The 15592-nt window shown below is 58.8% G+C and carries 12 protein-coding genes; 2 read left to right on the forward strand and 10 right to left on the reverse strand.

Annotation, left to right across the window (positions count from 1 at the left end; all coding sequences use genetic code 11):
- Window positions 1-6 precede the first annotated feature (6 nt).
- Together ftsH and rlmE are read right to left on the reverse strand one after the other, a co-directional pair.
- A complete protein-coding gene (ftsH, locus tag JN524_RS18210; RefSeq protein ID WP_045122149.1) occupies window positions 7-1914 on the reverse strand; it encodes an ATP-dependent zinc metalloprotease FtsH in 1908 nt (635 codons plus the stop codon).
- A 202-nt stretch (window positions 1915-2116) separates the two neighbouring features.
- Window positions 2117-2746 carry a 23S rRNA (uridine(2552)-2'-O)-methyltransferase RlmE gene (gene rlmE / locus JN524_RS18215; RefSeq protein ID WP_003221536.1) on the reverse strand — a complete coding sequence of 210 codons (630 nt, stop codon included), beginning with the start codon at window positions 2744-2746 and terminating at the stop codon, window positions 2117-2119.
- 101 nt (window positions 2747-2847) lie between these two features.
- Here rlmE and JN524_RS18220 point away from each other — a divergent pair, with 101 nt between their 5' ends.
- Window positions 2848-3156 (forward strand): YhbY family RNA-binding protein, encoded by a 309-nt coding sequence (locus JN524_RS18220; protein ID WP_003221534.1) that lies wholly within the window; start codon window positions 2848-2850, stop codon window positions 3154-3156.
- A gap of 9 nt (window positions 3157-3165) precedes the next feature.
- Here the strand turns inward: JN524_RS18220 and JN524_RS18225 are convergent, their stop codons facing one another.
- The 8 genes from JN524_RS18225 to grpE form a co-directional block, all read right to left on the reverse strand.
- A complete protein-coding gene (locus tag JN524_RS18225; RefSeq protein WP_202370225.1) occupies window positions 3166-3570 on the reverse strand; it encodes an MFS transporter in 405 nt (134 codons plus the stop codon).
- A 28-nt stretch (window positions 3571-3598) separates the two neighbouring features.
- Window positions 3599-4075: a transcription elongation factor GreA gene (gene greA / locus JN524_RS18230; protein ID WP_003221530.1), complete on the reverse strand. Its 477-nt coding sequence runs from the start codon at window positions 4073-4075 to the stop codon at window positions 3599-3601.
- On the reverse strand, window positions 4072-7293 hold the full coding sequence (gene carB, locus JN524_RS18235; protein ID WP_202370226.1) for a carbamoyl-phosphate synthase large subunit: 3222 nt from the start codon (window positions 7291-7293) through the stop codon (window positions 4072-4074). Before carB ends, greA begins: the two co-directional genes overlap by 4 nt.
- A gap of 126 nt (window positions 7294-7419) precedes the next feature.
- Window positions 7420-8556, reverse strand: a complete 1137-nt coding sequence (carA, locus tag JN524_RS18240) for a glutamine-hydrolyzing carbamoyl-phosphate synthase small subunit (protein WP_027610776.1) — start codon at window positions 8554-8556, stop codon at window positions 7420-7422.
- Between the two features lie 257 nt (window positions 8557-8813).
- Entirely contained in the window at window positions 8814-9620 is an 807-nt protein-coding gene (gene dapB / locus JN524_RS18245) for a 4-hydroxy-tetrahydrodipicolinate reductase (RefSeq protein ID WP_202370227.1), read from the reverse strand.
- Window positions 9621-9629: 9 nt separating this feature from the next.
- Window positions 9630-10754, reverse strand: a complete 1125-nt coding sequence (gene dnaJ, locus JN524_RS18250) for a molecular chaperone DnaJ (RefSeq protein WP_003221522.1) — start codon at window positions 10752-10754, stop codon at window positions 9630-9632.
- 297 nt (window positions 10755-11051) lie between these two features.
- Window positions 11052-12968 (reverse strand): molecular chaperone DnaK, encoded by a 1917-nt coding sequence (dnaK, locus tag JN524_RS18255; RefSeq protein WP_003221521.1) that lies wholly within the window; start codon window positions 12966-12968, stop codon window positions 11052-11054.
- A 102-nt stretch (window positions 12969-13070) separates the two neighbouring features.
- On the reverse strand, window positions 13071-13637 hold the full coding sequence (grpE, locus tag JN524_RS18260; RefSeq protein WP_007961425.1) for a nucleotide exchange factor GrpE: 567 nt from the start codon (window positions 13635-13637) through the stop codon (window positions 13071-13073).
- Between the two features lie 240 nt (window positions 13638-13877).
- On the opposite strand from grpE, the gene recN reads away from it, so the two are divergent.
- The gene (gene recN, locus JN524_RS18265) at window positions 13878-15551 is read left to right on the forward strand and encodes a DNA repair protein RecN (protein ID WP_202370228.1); all 1674 of its coding nucleotides are present in this window, start codon (window positions 13878-13880) and stop codon (window positions 15549-15551) included.
- Window positions 15552-15592: the final 41 nt, after the last annotated feature.

Genomic DNA, 15592 nt, shown 5'->3' on the forward strand with positions numbered 1-15592 from the left:
CAAACCTTAAACGTCAGCAGCCGGACCGCCGATCGGTGTTTCCGGGCGCTCATCCTGAATCACTGGAGGCGGGGGCGTACCCGTGCCACCAGTCCAGTCACGTGGCTCACGAGGTGTACGACCGGCCATGATGTCGTCGATCTGCTCGGCATCGATGGTTTCGTACTTCATCAGCGCATCGGCCATGGCATCCAGCTTGTCACGGTTGTCCGTGAGGATCTGCTTGGCCGTGCCGTAGCACTGATCGATGATACTGCGCACTTCGGAGTCGATCAGTTTGGCCGTTTCACCAGAGAAGCTTGCGGCCTGACCGCCACCGCCGCGACCGAGGAACACTTCACCCTCTTCTTCGGCGTACATCAGCGGACCGAGTTTTTCCGACAGACCCCACTTGGTCACCATGTTCCGCGCAATCTGACTGGCACGCATGATGTCGTTGGAAGCGCCGGTGGTCACACCGTCGAAACCAAGGGTCATTTCTTCAGCGATACGGCCACCGTACAGCGAGCAGATCTGACTGATCAGCGCACGCTTGGACAGACTGTAGCGATCTTCTTCCGGCAGGAACATGGTCACACCCAGCGCACGACCACGCGGAATGATCGAGACCTTGTAGACCGGATCATGCTCAGGCACGACGCGACCAACAATGGCGTGGCCAGCTTCGTGATAAGCGGTGTTCTGTTTTTCTTTCTCGGACATGACCATCGATTTGCGCTCGGCGCCCATCATGATCTTGTCTTTGGCCAGTTCGAATTCTTTCATTTCAACAATGCGCTTGCCGCTGCGTGCAGCGAACAGCGAAGCCTCGTTGACCAGGTTGGCCAGGTCCGCACCGGAGAAGCCCGGGGTACCACGTGCGATAACGGCCGGAGCAACGTCGTCGCCCATTGGCACTTTACGCATGTGAACCTTGAGGATCTGCTCGCGACCACGGATATCCGGCAAACCTACAACCACCTGACGGTCGAAACGGCCCGGACGCAGCAGCGCAGGGTCGAGTACGTCAGGACGGTTGGTCGCCGCAATCACGATGATGCCGTCATTCATTTCGAAGCCATCCATCTCCACCAGCAACTGGTTGAGAGTCTGCTCGCGCTCGTCGTGACCACCGCCCATGCCGGCGCCACGGTGGCGACCGACGGCGTCGATTTCGTCGATGAAGATGATGCACGGTGCGTGCTTCTTGGCCTGCTCGAACATGTCACGAACGCGGCTTGCGCCGACACCCACGAACATTTCAACGAAGTCGGAACCGGAAATAGTGAAGAACGGTACCTTCGCTTCGCCGGCAATCGCCTTGGCCAGCAAGGTTTTACCGGTACCCGGAGGACCGACCATCAGTACACCGCGAGGAATACGACCGCCCAGACGCTGGAACTTGCCCGGATCACGCAGGAACTCAACCAGCTCGCCGACTTCTTCCTTGGCTTCGTCGCAACCGGCAACGTCAGCCAAGGTGGTTTTCACCTGATCTTCGGAGAGCAGGCGCGCCTTGCTCTTGCCGAAGCTCATCGGTCCACCCTTGCCGCCGGCACCGCCCTGCATCTGGCGCATGAAGAACATGAACACCGCGATGATCACCAGGATCGGGAAGCTGGCCACCAGGAGCTGGGTCCAGATGCTTTGCTGTTCAGGCTGCTTGCCCTCAACCACAACGTGGTTGTCGACCAGGTCGCCGATCAGGCCATTGTCCTGAATCGCCGGACGAATGGTCTTGAAGCTGTCGCCATCATTGCGCTTGCCGGTAATCACATAGCCGTCAACGGCTACGCGCTCGACCTTGCCATCCTTGACCTGCTGGATGAAGTCGGAATAGTTGAGGGTCTGCGGCTCGTTAGGGCTGGAGAAGTTGTTCATCACCGTCACGAGGACTGCCGCGATGATCAACCACAGGATCAGATTCTTTGCCATATCGTTCAATTAACTACCCTCTGAAGCAAGCTCCGCTACTGGCGCGCGCTTCGCATGATATTCACCGGCCTAACTTACTACATTACCTACAACTCTGGCAGGCGCCGTCTGTAACCCTTTGTGAAACACTTTCTACACAATATTCGCTTATGCACGCGGGGCAAAATACGAAAAACCTATCGCCCCACCGAAAAACCTCGTTTTACTCGTTACCGCCGCGATAACCCCAAGCCAGCATGTATTGCTCTCGCGAGCTGCCACGGGAAGAATCCGGCTTGATCATCTGGATCTTGTCGAATTTCTTGCGGGCGTCTTTCAGGTAAACATCGAAACCTTCGCCCTGAAAAATCTTGATCACGAAATTGCCACCCGGTTTGAGTATCCGCTCCGCCAGATCAAGCGCCAGCTCACAAAGGAACATGGCTTTGGGCATGTCCACTTCAGGCGTACCACTCATATTGGGGGCCATATCGGAAATCACAAGGTCCACCTGCGAATTACCCACCGCTTCAAGGATTCGCGCGAGCACTTCGTCCTCGGTGAAGTCACCTTGAATGAAGGTCACGTCCGGAATGCTGTCCATTTCCAGGATGTCCGAAGCGATCAGACGCCCCTGACCACCGATCAGCCGGCTGGTGACCTGCGACCAGCCGCCGGGCGCTGCGCCCAGATCGACAACGCTCATGCCGGAACGGATCAGCTTGTATTTCTCCTGGATCTCCAGAAGCTTGTAACTCGCACGCGAGCGGTAGCCATCCTTCTGCGCCTGCTTCACATAAGGATCGTTGACATGTCGTTTCAGCCAACCAAGGCTTGTCTTGGAACGCGCCATTGGGCACCTCGATAATAAGGGTCGTGATTAATTGGGCGGATCCACGAACCCTCGGGTAAAATGGCCGCCATTTTACAGAATCCAGACGAAAGGGTCAGATTATGCCGCTCACTCCAGAGCAGAAGAAACAGTACAAATCCATTGGCCACCACCTGAAACCAGTTTTGACGGTGGCGGACAACGGTCTGACTGAAGGTGTATTAGCCGAACTTGAACGCGCCCTGGCGGATCACGAGCTGATCAAGATCAAGCTCAACATCCTCGATCGCGAGTCGCGCCTGGCGCACATTGCAGAGTTGTGCAAGGTCGGCAAGGCTGACCTGGTTCAGGTCATCGGCAAGATGGCACTGGTTTATCGCAAGAACTTCAGCGTCAACAAGCAGCTGTCGAACGTTCATCGCTTCAAGTGATGACAGGGGTCAAGGGTGTGCTTCGCGCACCCTGCCACTCCATCCCGGCAGCGGCTGCAACACCAGCACCAGCCCGGAGAAGCCCAGCAGCAGAAAACTGAATTCCTGCCAGTGCTGCGCTTGCGGCCAGCCGACATGCACGACGACAAACATCGCACACGCAAGCAACGCCATCAGCAACACCTGCCCGCGAAAATCCCGCCATAGACTGGCAAGGCCATCGGCCTGTACCAGCACCAAAGCCTGAAAAATCACGCACGCCGCGGCAAAACCCGCCACCGGCACTTCGAATGCATCGGCAACTTCATCGATCAGCAACGGTGCCAGGCCAATCTTGCCCAACACCGGTCGCAAACCGAGATGTATCAACCAGAAGCCGCCGACCCACAACATCTGGGTCAGCTGCCAAAGCATGGCGCCCGCACGTAGCGGGCGCCTGCCTTCAGATGTGACGGACTTCGACAATCTCGTACTCGATAACGCCGCTTGGCGTTTTCACGGCGACCACATCACCCTCTTCCTTGCCGATCAAGGCACGGGCCAGAGGCGAGCCAACCGAAATCTTGCCGAGTTTGAAGTCAGCCTCATCCTCACCCACGATGTGGTAAGTGACGCTTTCATCAGTCTCGACGTTGGCGATTTCGACGGTAGTACCGAAGATCACTTTGCCGGTGTGCGGGATAGTCGTGACGTCGATGATGACCTGATTCTGAATCCGGCCTTCGATGTCACGGATCCGCGCCTCGACCATGCCTTGCTGTTCGCGGGCGGCATGGTACTCGGCGTTTTCCTTCAGGTCACCCAACTCGCGAGCGGTACCGATGTCCTGGCTGAGCTTCGGACGAACGACCTTGGTCAGGTGAGCGTGTTCTTCTTCCAAGGCTTTCGCGCCCTGGACGGTCATTGGGTATTTGATCATGCCTTCAATCCTGCGTGTAGATCCTGCAAGCGACGCACGGTCTTCTCGGGACCGAACTTCAGCGCTTCGCAGATAGCTTCGCCCGCAGCAATGGTGGTGGTGCAGTAGATCTTGTGCTGCAGGGCATTACGACGAATGGAGTAGGAATCAGCGATCGACTGACGGCCTTCGGTGGTGTTGATGATCAGAGTGACTTCGTCATTCTTGATCATGTCGACCACGTGCGGACGCCCCTCGGTCACCTTGTTCACACGGCGCACTTTCAGGCCTGCAGCTTCGATCAGCTTGGCAGTGCCGGCAGTGGCGACCACTTCGAAGCCCAAGTTGATCAGATCACGGGCCACACCTGCAACCAGCGGCTTGTCATCGTCACGCACGCTGATGAATGCGGTACCGCCGGTCGGCAGCACTTCGCTGGCGCCCATCTGGGCCTTGGCGAATGCTTCACCGAAAGTGTCGCCGACGCCCATCACTTCACCGGTGGACTTCATCTCTGGGCCGAGGATCGGGTCAACACCAGGGAATTTGGCGAACGGGAACACCGCCTCTTTCACGCTGTAGAAGTTCGGGATGATTTCCTTGGTGAAGCCGATTTCCTTCAGGGTCTTACCGGCCATGACGCGAGCCGCAATCATTGCCAGGGAGACACCGATGCACTTGGACACGAACGGCACGGTACGCGAAGCGCGCGGGTTGACTTCGATGACGTAGATGTCTTCGCCCTGCAGCGCCAGTTGCACGTTCATCAGGCCGACAACGCCCAGTTCCAGGGCCATTTTCTTGACCTGTTCGCGCATCTCGTCCTGAATGTGTGCCGGCAGCGAGTACGGCGGCAGCGAGCACGCGGAGTCACCGGAGTGAACACCCGCCTGTTCGATGTGCTGCATGATCGCGCCGATCACCACGTCCTTGCCGTCGCAGACCGCATCCACGTCCATCTCGATGGCGCAGTTGAGGAAGTGGTCGAGCAGCACCGGGCTGTCGTTGGACACTTGCACCGCATCACGCAGGTAGCGCTTGAGTTCGTCTTCCTTGTAAACGATTTCCATCGCGCGGCCGCCCAATACGTAGGACGGGCGCACCACCAGCGGATAACCGATTTTCGCGGCAGCGCGAACGGCTTCGTCTTCGCTGCGCACGGTAGCGTTTGGCGGCTGACGCAGGTTCAGGCGCTCAACCATTTGCTGGAAGCGCTCACGGTCTTCGGCACGGTCGATGGCATCAGGGCTGGTACCGATGATCGGCACGCCAGCGGCTTCCAGGGCACGCGCCAGTTTCAGCGGAGTCTGGCCGCCGTACTGGACGATCACGCCTTTCGGCTTCTCGACGCGGCAGATTTCCAGCACGTCTTCCAGGGTTACCGGCTCGAAGTACAGACGGTCGGAAGTGTCGTAGTCGGTGGAAACGGTTTCCGGGTTGCAGTTGACCATGATGGTTTCGTAGCCGTCTTCGCGCAGTGCGAGAGCAGCGTGTACGCAGCAGTAGTCGAACTCGATGCCCTGGCCGATACGGTTCGGACCGCCACCCAGAATCATGATCTTGTCGCGACCGGACGGTGCGGCTTCGCACTCTTCCTCGTATGTCGAGTAGAGGTAAGCGGTGTCGGTGGCGAACTCGGCAGCGCAGGTGTCAACACGCTTGTAAACCGGGAACACTTCCAGTTTTTGACGGTGAGTACGCAGGTTCTTCTCGGTCACACCCAGCAGCTTGGCCAGACGCTGGTCGGAGAAGCCTTTGCGCTTGAGCTTGAACATCAGGTCGCGGTCGATGGCGGACAGACCGAGGGTCTTGACCTTCTCTTCGTCCTTGATCAGATCTTCGATCTGTACCAGGAACCACGGGTCGATCATGTTCATGCCGAAAATGTCTTCGACGGTCATGCCGGCGCGGAATGCGTCCGCCACGTACCAGATACGCTCGGCACCCGGCACGGTCAGCTCGCGCTTGAGGATGCTCATGCTTTCCGGGTTGCTCAGGTCGAGCTTCTCGTCCAGACCGCAAACGCCCACTTCCAGACCGCGCAGGGCTTTCTGCAGGGATTCCTGGAAGGTGCGGCCGATGGCCATGACTTCACCCACCGACTTCATTTGAGTGGTCAGGCGTGCGTCAGCGTTGGCGAACTTCTCGAAAGCGAAACGTGGCAGCTTGGTGACGACGTAGTCGATCGACGGCTCGAAGGACGCCGGGGTCTTGCCGCCGGTGATGTCGTTCGACAGTTCGTCGAGGGTGTAGCCCACCGCCAGCTTGGCTGCGACCTTGGCGATCGGGAAACCGGTGGCTTTCGAAGCCAGTGCAGAGGAACGCGATACACGCGGGTTCATCTCAATCACGACCATGCGACCGGTGTCCGGGCAGATACCGAACTGCACGTTGGAACCGCCGGTCTCGACGCCGATCTCGCGCAGTACCGCCAGCGAGGCGTTACGCAGGATCTGGTATTCCTTGTCGGTCAGGGTCTGTGCCGGAGCAACGGTGATCGAGTCACCGGTGTGCACGCCCATCGGGTCGAAGTTTTCGATCGAGCAGACGATGATGCAGTTGTCCTTTTTGTCGCGGACAACTTCCATTTCATATTCTTTCCAGCCGATCAGCGATTCGTCGATCAGCAGCTCTTTGGTCGGCGACAGGTCCAGACCGCGGGCGCAGATTTCTTCGAACTCTTCACGGTTGTAAGCGATACCGCCACCGGTGCCGCCCATGGTGAAGGACGGACGAATGATGCACGGGAAGCCCAGGCGCTCGAGGACGGCGTTGGCTTCTTCCATGCTGTGGGCGATACCGGAACGCGGGCATTCCAGACCGATGGCTTTCATCGCCTTGTCGAAACGCGAACGGTCTTCAGCCTTGTCGATGGTGTCGGCGTTGGCGCCAATCATTTCCACGCCGAATTTTTCCAGAACGCCTTCGCGCTCCAGGTCCAGGGCGCAGTTCAGAGCCGTCTGGCCGCCCATGGTTGGCAGCACGGCATCCGGACGCTCTTTTTCGATGATCTTGGCCACGGTCTGCCACTTGATCGGCTCGATGTACGTGGCGTCAGCCATGTCCGGGTCGGTCATGATGGTGGCCGGGTTGGAGTTCACCAGGATGACGCGGTAACCCTCTTCGCGCAGGGCTTTGCAGGCCTGGGCGCCGGAGTAGTCGAATTCACAGGCCTGGCCGATAACGATCGGGCCAGCGCCGAGAATCAGGATGCTTTTAATGTCTGTACGTTTTGGCATGGGTTTGTCACTCAAATCCGCAGGTCAGTCGGCAAGCCGTCTTGATCGATTTCTGAAGTCCCGAGGGGGCCGCCGGTTCCGGGGCCGCCCTCGAAGGGCTTCTCGCTACAGTCTCAAGGCGAGCGCTTAGCGTCGCTTGGCCATCTCGTTGATGAAGCGGTCAAACAGAGGGGCCACATCGTTCGGGCCCGGGCTCGCTTCAGGGTGACCCTGGAAGCTGAACGCGCTCTTGTCGGTGCGCTCGATACCTTGCAGGGTGCCGTCGAACAGCGACTTGTGGATCGCGCGAACGTTGGCTGGCAGGGTCGCTTCGTCAACCGCGAAACCGTGGTTCTGGCTGGTGATCATCACGACGCCGGTGTCCAGATCCTGTACCGGGTGGTTGGCACCGTGGTGGCCGTGGCCCATTTTCAGGGTCTTGGCGCCGGAGGCCAGAGCCAGCAGCTGGTGACCGAGGCAGATACCGAATACCGGAATCTCGGTTTCCAGCACTTCCTTGATCGCCTTGATCGCGTAGTCGCAAGGTTCCGGATCACCAGGGCCGTTGGACAGGAACACGCCGTCCGGCTTGAGTGCCAGCACATCGGCAGCCGGGGTTTGCGCCGGCACCACGGTCACGCGGCAGCCGCGCTCGACCAGCATGCGCAGGATGTTCAGCTTGACGCCGTAGTCGTAGGCAACCACGTGATAGGGCAGCTCGGACGCTTCGATGGTCGCGTGGCTGTCGGTCTTCAAGTCCCAGACAGTGGAGCGCCATTCGTACTTTTCCTTGGTGCTGACGACTTTCGCCAGATCCATGCCCTTCAGGCCAGGAAAGCCTTGCGCGGCGGCAATTGCCGCTTCTTCGGAAATGTTGTCGCCGGCCATGATGCAGCCGTTCTGTGCGCCTTTTTCACGCAGGATGCGGGTCAGGCGACGGGTGTCGATACCGGCGATTGCCACAACGTTGTTGGCTTTCAGGTAGTCGGACAGGGACATCGTGTTACGCCAGTTGCTCGCTACCAGCGGCAGGTCACGGATAACCAGGCCAGCGGACCATACGCGGTCAGACTCGGCGTCTTCCGGCGTGGTGCCGGTGTTGCCGATGTGCGGGTAAGTCAGGGTAACGATCTGTTGGGCGTAGGAAGGATCGGTAAGGATTTCCTGATAGCCGGTCATTGCGGTGTTGAACACCACCTCACCAACGGTTTGACCGTCGGCTCCAATGGCTTCGCCGCGAAAAATGCTGCCATCAGCAAGGGCGAGTATGGCTGGCTTAGTCAAGAAGACCTCCCGTAAATAACGCATGAAAGGGCAATCGCAGGTTGTAAAAAAGCGGAGTGACGTATGGACACGTCACCCCGCTTCTTCACTGAATTATTCTGCGCGCTTTTAGTGGACACACTAAAGCTGTAGCTTACAGAAAAAGGCTTTTTTGGTCCACCGCTAAAGAGCCTAAAAGGCCGGAGAATGCGACAGGCCGTCGCGCGGTGCAGAAAAACCAGCGCAAACCGGGCGTTTGCGCTGGGTAAAACAGTCAATCAATGCAGGTCGAGCACGTCCTGCATGTCGTACAGACCCGGCTCGCGACCATCCAACCACAACGCCGCACGCACCGCACCCTTGGCGAATGTCATGCGACTGGAAGCCTTGTGCGTGATCTCCAGGCGCTCGCCTTCGCAAGCGAACAGCACGGTGTGATCGCCGACCACATCACCACCACGCACGGTAGCGAAACCGATGGTTTCCCGCTCTCGCGCACCGGTATGGCCTTCACGACCATAGACCGCAACCTTCTGCAGATCACGATCCAGCGCATCGGCGATCACTTCACCCATGCGCAGCGCCGTGCCCGAAGGCGCGTCAATCTTGTGCCGGTGATGCGCTTCGATGATTTCGATGTCGGCATCATCGCCCAGCACCCGGGCGGTCATTTCGAGCAGCTTCAGCGACAGGTTGACCCCGACACTGAAGTTGGCCGCGAACACGATCGGAATATCCTTGCCCGCCTCGGCCAGCAGCTGCTTCTGCGCAGCGTCGAGCCCGGTGGTGCCGATGACCATGGCCTTGCCAGCCTCGCGACAGAACGCGAGGTTTTTCAGCATGACTTCCGGCAGGGTGAAATCGATCAGCACATCGAACTCTTCAGCCACCGATTCGAGATTGCCGGACAACGGCACACCGATGCGACCCAGCGAAGCCAGCTCACCGGCATCTACCCCGATCAGCGTACTGCCGGGACGAACGATCGCCGCGGTCAGGCCGGTCAGCGGCGCACGCTGCTGCACGGCCTCGACCAGAATCTTGCCCATGCGCCCGGCGGCGCCCATCACAGCTATACGTCGCATGCCGACTCCTTACAGATCGCCGAAGAAGCGCTTCACACCATCGAACCAACCGGTGGTTTTTGGCGAGTGGCTGTTGTCATCCGCCAGCGAGCTGCGGAATTCTTCGAGCAGTTCGCGCTGACGACGATTCAGATTGACCGGGGTCTCGACCGCTACACGGCACATCAAGTCGCCCGCACCACCGCCACGCACCGGCGCTACGCCTTTGCCGCGTACGCGGAACTGCTTGCCGGTCTGGGTGCCTTCAGGGATTTTCAGTTTGACGCGACCGTCGAGGGTCGGGATTTCCAGTTCGCCGCCGAGCGCCGCATCAACGAAGCTGATCGGCACTTCGCAGAACAGGTGCTTGCCATCGCGCTGAAAGATGTCGTGCTCGCGCACGTTGATCACCACGTACAGGTCGCCAGTCGGGCCACCTTGAGTACCCGCCTCGCCTTCGCCGGACAGACGAATGCGGTCGCCGGTATCAACGCCAGCCGGCACTTTGACCGACAGTGTTTTGTACTCTTCGACGCGACCGTCGCCGTGGCAGGAATCGCACGGATCGGAAATGATCTTGCCCTGGCCATGGCAACGCGGGCAGGTCTGCTGCACCGAGAAGAAGCCCTGCTGCATACGCACCTGACCGATGCCGCCGCAGGTCGGGCAGGTCGATGGTGACGAGCCTTTCTTCGCGCCGGAACCATCGCACGGCTTGCAGTTGACCAGTGTCGGAACGCGGATATTCACGGTAGTGCCGCGCACCGCTTCTTCCAGATTCAGCTCCAGGGTGTAGCGCAGATCGCTGCCACGCTGGGCGCCGCCACGGGAACCGCCACGACCGCCACCGAAGAAGTCACTGAAGACATCGCCAAAGATGTCGGAGAAGTTCTGCCCGCCGAAACCGGCGCCACCGCCACCCATGCTTGGGTCGACGCCAGCATGACCGTACTGGTCGTACGCCGCGCGCTTGCTCGAATCGGACAATACTTCGTAGGCCTCGTTGGCCTCTTTGAACAGTTCTTCCGACGCTTTGTCATCGGGATTACGGTCCGGGTGATGCTTCATCGCCAGACGACGATAGGCCTTCTTCAGGTCTGCATCGCTTGAACCACGCTCTACACCCAATACTTCGTAATAGTCACGCTTTGCCATAAGTCTTTTGCACTCTTGAGGACGTTCGGCAAACCCCTCCTGAGGATGGCCAAACTCGTTGAGCCCCAATACAGGCCCGGACCCAACTCACGTCAATTCAACGATCCTGGTCTTTGTTTCATTTGGTACTTGCGGCGCGAAAAGCAGGAGCATTCCCGGCCATACCAGCAGCAGGCGAACCTTGTCGCATGCTGTAAAAATTCGTGTATTCCAGATACGCCAACGCGGGAGCAAGCTCCCGCGCGGCGACATCCTACCAGTCACCGCCGCAAGGCAGTCAACCGGCCGACCAACAACTTACTTGTGGTCTTTGACTTCTTCGAACTCGGCATCGACAACATCGTCAGCCTTTTCAGCTTTCTCGTCGTGCGGCGCCGCGCCTTCAGCAGGCTGAGCCTGTTCGGCGTACATCTTCTGAGCGACCGGAGCCGAGACTTTCGACAGCTCTTCGATCTTCGCTTCGATGGCAGCCTTGTCGTCGCCTTTCACAGCGGCTTCCAGTGCAACCACAGCTGCTTCGATCGCGGTCTTCTCTTCAGCGCTGACCTTGTCGCCCGCTTCGGTAACCATTTTGCGAGTCGAGTGAACCAGTGCATCACCCTTGTTACGGGATTCAGCCAGTTCAGCAAACTTGCGGTCTTCCTCGGCGTTCAGCTCGGCATCGCGAACCATCTTCTGAATTTCTTCATCCGACAGACCGGAGTTGGCCTTGATGGTGATCTTCTGCTCTTTACCGGTCGCCTTGTCTTTCGCCCCAACGTGCAGGATGCCGTTAGCGTCGATGTCGAAGGTCACTTCGATCTGTGGCACGCCACGTGGAGCTGGTGGAATGTCGGCCAGGTCGAACTTGCCCAGGGACTTGTTCTGTGCGGCTTGCTTACGCTCACCTTGCAGAACGTGAATGGTCACAGCGCCCTGGTTGTCGTCGGCAGTCGAGAACACTTGCGATTTCTTGGTAGGAATCGTGGTGTTTTTCTCGATCAGCGCGGTCATCACGCCACCCATGGTTTCGATACCCAGGGTCAGCGGGCTGACGTCGAGCAGCAGAACGTCTTTCACGTCACCGGCCAGAACGGCGCCCTGGATCGCAGCACCCATGGCAACCGCTTCGTCCGGGTTCACGTCTTTACGTGCTTCTTTACCGAAGAAATCGGTCACCAGCTTTTGTACCAGCGGCATACGGGTCTGACCGCCGACCAGAATCACGTCGTTGATCGCGCCAACGTCGATACCGGCGTCTTTCATGGCGATACGGCAAGGCTCGATGGTGCGCTGAACCAGGTCTTCAACCAGAGCTTCGAGCTTGGCACGCGAAATCTTCACGTTCAGGTGCTTAGGACCGGTGGCGTCTGCAGTGATGTACGGCAGGTTGACGTCGGTCGACTGCGCGGACGACAGCTCGATCTTGGCTTTCTCAGCGGCTTCTTTCAGGCGCTGCATGGCCAGCGGGTCACCTTTGAGGTTCATGCCGCTTTCTTTCTTGAATTCGTCAACGAGGTAGTCGATCAGACGAATGTCGAAGTCTTCACCGCCGAGGAAGGTGTCACCGTTGGTGGCCAACACTTCGAACTGGTGCTCGCCGTCAACTTCAGCGATCTCGATCACGGAAACGTCGAAAGTACCGCCACCCAGGTCATAAACGATCACGGTGTGATCGCCCTTCGCCTTGTCCATACCGTAAGCCAGAGCAGCCGCGGTTGGTTCGTTGATAATACGTTTAACGTCCAGACCGGCAATGCGGCCGGCGTCTTTGGTCGCCTGACGCTGGCTGTCGTTGAAGTAGGCCGGAACGGTGATTACCGCTTCGGTCACAGGCTCGCCGAGGTAGTCTTCGGCGGTCTTCTTCATCTTCTTCAGAATTTCAGCCGAGATTTGTGGTGGCGCCATTTTCTGGCCGTTCACTTCAACCCAGGCATCGCCGTTGTCAGCCTTGGCGATTTTGTACGGGACCATCTTGATGTCTTTCTGTACGACTTCTTCGTCGAACTTGCGACCGATCAGACGCTTCACCGCGTACAGAGTGTTGTGCGGATTGGTCACTGCCTGACGCTTGGCCGACTGACCAACGAGGATTTCACCATCGTTGGCGTAAGCGATGATCGACGGCGTGGTACGCGCGCCTTCGGCGTTTTCGATAACTTTGGCTACGCCGTTTTCCAGCACGGAGACGCAGGAGTTGGTAGTCCCCAGGTCGATACCGATAATTTTGCCCATGTTCACTCTCCCGAAACTTTGGATTTTGTTGCCGCAGCAGTGGTGGCTAACTGCGGTAATACTTAAACGCTTGACTTCTAAATGGGGGCCTTGCGGCTAATTTCAAGCCTTCTCGTCAATCGAAGGCGAAATTGGCGCCGGCGCCTTGCTGACCACAACCATGGCCGGACGCAACAGGCGTCCATTGAGCTGGTAGCCCTTCTGGAACACCTTCAGAACGCTGTTCGGTTCGACGTCGGCGCTCTCCTGCATGGCCATCGCCTGATGGTGAACGGCGTTGAACGGTTCGCCATGCGGATCGATCGCTTCAAGCTGATAACGCTTGAGGGTGTCGTGGAACATTTTCAGGGTCAGCTCGATGCCTTCGCGCATCGGACGGATGCTTTCGTCGTCCGGGCTCGACAGCTCGAGGCCGCGCTCCAGGCTGTCAACGATCGGCAGCAGGTCACCGGCGAATTTTTCCAGCGCAAACTTGTGCGCCTTCTCGACATCCTGCTCGGCACGGCGGCGGACGTTCTGCAGATCGGCAGCTACGCGCAGCGACTGATCCTGCGCGGCGGCCAACTGCTCTTCGAGCACTTGTACACGGGTCGCCAGGTCGTCACCCGAAGTTTCGGGCGCCTGATTGGCTTCTGGATTTTGCGTATCTACTGTCTGTTCGTCAGCCATAGAATTCTCCTTTCAATTACGTCCGCGAGCTGTACTCGCGCTTCTGCCCCGATATATGGGGCCGCAAAATCAGGCTTCAAGGGCCTGCAATAATTAACCCTACAAAAAAGTGCTGCATTGTCATTCCCGCTCGGACTAAGCATTTGATCGGATCAAGCAAATCGAGCTAAGCGAGGGCATTGTCAGCCTGAAACAAAACACTGTATAAATAACCAGACCTAAAGCCTGGGAGCGGCCTTTATGCTGGTGCACCTGTCCGTACATAACTACGCCATCGTTGAACATCTCGATCTCGAACTCGATCGCGGGATGAGCGTGATCACAGGGGAAACCGGCGCCGGCAAGTCGATCATGCTCGACGCCCTGGGCCTGACCCTCGGCGATCGCGCCGACAGCGGCGTAGTTCGCCCAGGCGCCGACAAGGCCGATATCCTGGCCACCTTCGACCTGGTCGACATTCCCGAAGCCCATGCCTGGCTGGCCGAGCGCGACCTGGAAAACGATGGTCCGTGCATCCTGCGCCGGGTGATCACCGCCGAAGGCCGTTCACGCGGCTATATCAATGGCACGCCCTGCCCCCTCGGCGATCTCAAGGCTCTCGGCGAACTGCTGATCGATATCCACAGCCAGCACGAACACCAGTCCCTGCTGAAAACCGACACTCACCGGCGCCTGCTCGACGAATATGCCGGCGCTACCGATCTGGCCCGTCAGGTGCAACTGGCCGCGCAGCGCTGGCGTCAGACCCGCCAGGAGCTGGAGCGCCTGTCCAATTCCGGCGACGAACAACGCGCGCGCCACCAATTGCTCAGCTACCAGCTCGAAGAACTGGAAAACCTCGGCCTCGGCGACAACGAGCTGGAACAGCTGGAGCAGGAACACAAGAACCTGACCAACGCCGAAACCCTGCTCGGCATTTGCCGACAGGTGGTCGAGCAGTGCAGCGAAAGCGATTCCGGCAACGTACTGAACGCACTGACCGCCAGCCTCAATCGCCTGTCGAGCGTGAACAACTCGGTTGGCGCACTGGGCGAAGCCAGCAGCCTGCTGACCAGCGCGCAGATCCAGGTCGAAGAAGCCGTGGGCGAACTCAATCGCTTCCTCGACAACTTCGATGCCGACCCGGCGCGCCTGCAATATCTGGAAGAACGCCTCGACGCGATTTACACCCTGGCCCGCAAACACCGGATCCAGCCAACTGAAGTCGCCGAGATGCAGCAGAAGTTGCTGGATGAAATCGAAACCCTCAATGCCAATGACGAATCCATCGAGCGCCTGGGTGAAGAACTGGCTTCCTACGCGCGCCATTATCAAGAGAAGGCCCGAGAGCTGAGCGACTTGCGTCATCAGGCCACCGGCAGCCTTGCCAGCGCCGTGGAGCAGGAAATCCAGCGCCTGGGCATGCCGGGCGGGCGCTTCACCATCGAACTGCGCGCCAACAGCAGCGACGAATTGCTGCCCAATGGCCTGGAACAGGTCGAACTGCTGGTCAGCGCCAACCCTGGCCAGCCACTGAAGGCATTGGCCAAAGTAGCCTCCGGTGGCGAGCTGTCGCGGATCAGCCTGGCGATTCAGGTGATCACCGCGCAGACCTCACGGGTGCCGACCCTGGTATTCGACGAAGTGGACGTGGGCATCGGCGGGCCGACCGCCGAAATCGTCGGCCAGTTGTTGCGGCGTCTTGGCGATCGCGGGCAGGTGCTGACCGTGACGCACTTGCCGCAAGTGGCGGCGCAGGGTCATCAGCATTTATTCGTGCACAAGGTACGGGGCGAACAAGCGACTCACACCGCCGTGTCCAAGCTGAGCAAGAACGACCGTATAGAGGAAGTGGCGCGGATGCTGGGCGGCATCGACCTGACCAAAGAATCTTTGGCTCACGCAAAAAAAATGGTGGTCACCGCAAAAGTTTAAGAGCAGCAGAAAGCACGAAGGCGACCCTTGGGTCGCCTTCG

The sequence above is a fragment of the Pseudomonas sp. MWU318 genome (genome assembly GCF_016756945.1).
GTDB classification, from domain to species: Bacteria; Pseudomonadota; Gammaproteobacteria; order Pseudomonadales; family Pseudomonadaceae; genus Aquipseudomonas; species Aquipseudomonas putida_A.

Bases quoted from the DNA above. Each gene is read 5' to 3' on its own strand.
- ftsH (WP_045122149.1), bottom strand. From the start codon at position 1,914: ATGGCAAAGAATCTGATCCTGTGGTTGATCATCGCGGCAGTCCTCGTG.
- rlmE (WP_003221536.1), bottom strand. From the start codon at position 2,746: ATGGCGCGTTCCAAGACAAGCCTTGGTTGGCTGAAACGACATGTCAAC.
- JN524_RS18220 (WP_003221534.1), top strand. From the start codon at position 2,848: ATGCCGCTCACTCCAGAGCAGAAGAAACAGTACAAATCCATTGGCCAC.
- JN524_RS18225 (WP_202370225.1), bottom strand. From the start codon at position 3,570: ATGCTTTGGCAGCTGACCCAGATGTTGTGGGTCGGCGGCTTCTGGTTG.
- greA (WP_003221530.1), bottom strand. From the start codon at position 4,075: ATGATCAAATACCCAATGACCGTCCAGGGCGCGAAAGCCTTGGAAGAA.
- carB (WP_202370226.1), bottom strand. From the start codon at position 7,293: ATGCCAAAACGTACAGACATTAAAAGCATCCTGATTCTCGGCGCTGGC.
- dapB (WP_202370227.1), bottom strand. From the start codon at position 9,620: ATGCGACGTATAGCTGTGATGGGCGCCGCCGGGCGCATGGGCAAGATT.
- dnaJ (WP_003221522.1), bottom strand. From the start codon at position 10,754: ATGGCAAAGCGTGACTATTACGAAGTATTGGGTGTAGAGCGTGGTTCA.
- dnaK (WP_003221521.1), bottom strand. From the start codon at position 12,968: ATGGGCAAAATTATCGGTATCGACCTGGGGACTACCAACTCCTGCGTC.
- grpE (WP_007961425.1), bottom strand. From the start codon at position 13,637: ATGGCTGACGAACAGACAGTAGATACGCAAAATCCAGAAGCCAATCAG.
- recN (WP_202370228.1), top strand. From the start codon at position 13,878: ATGCTGGTGCACCTGTCCGTACATAACTACGCCATCGTTGAACATCTC.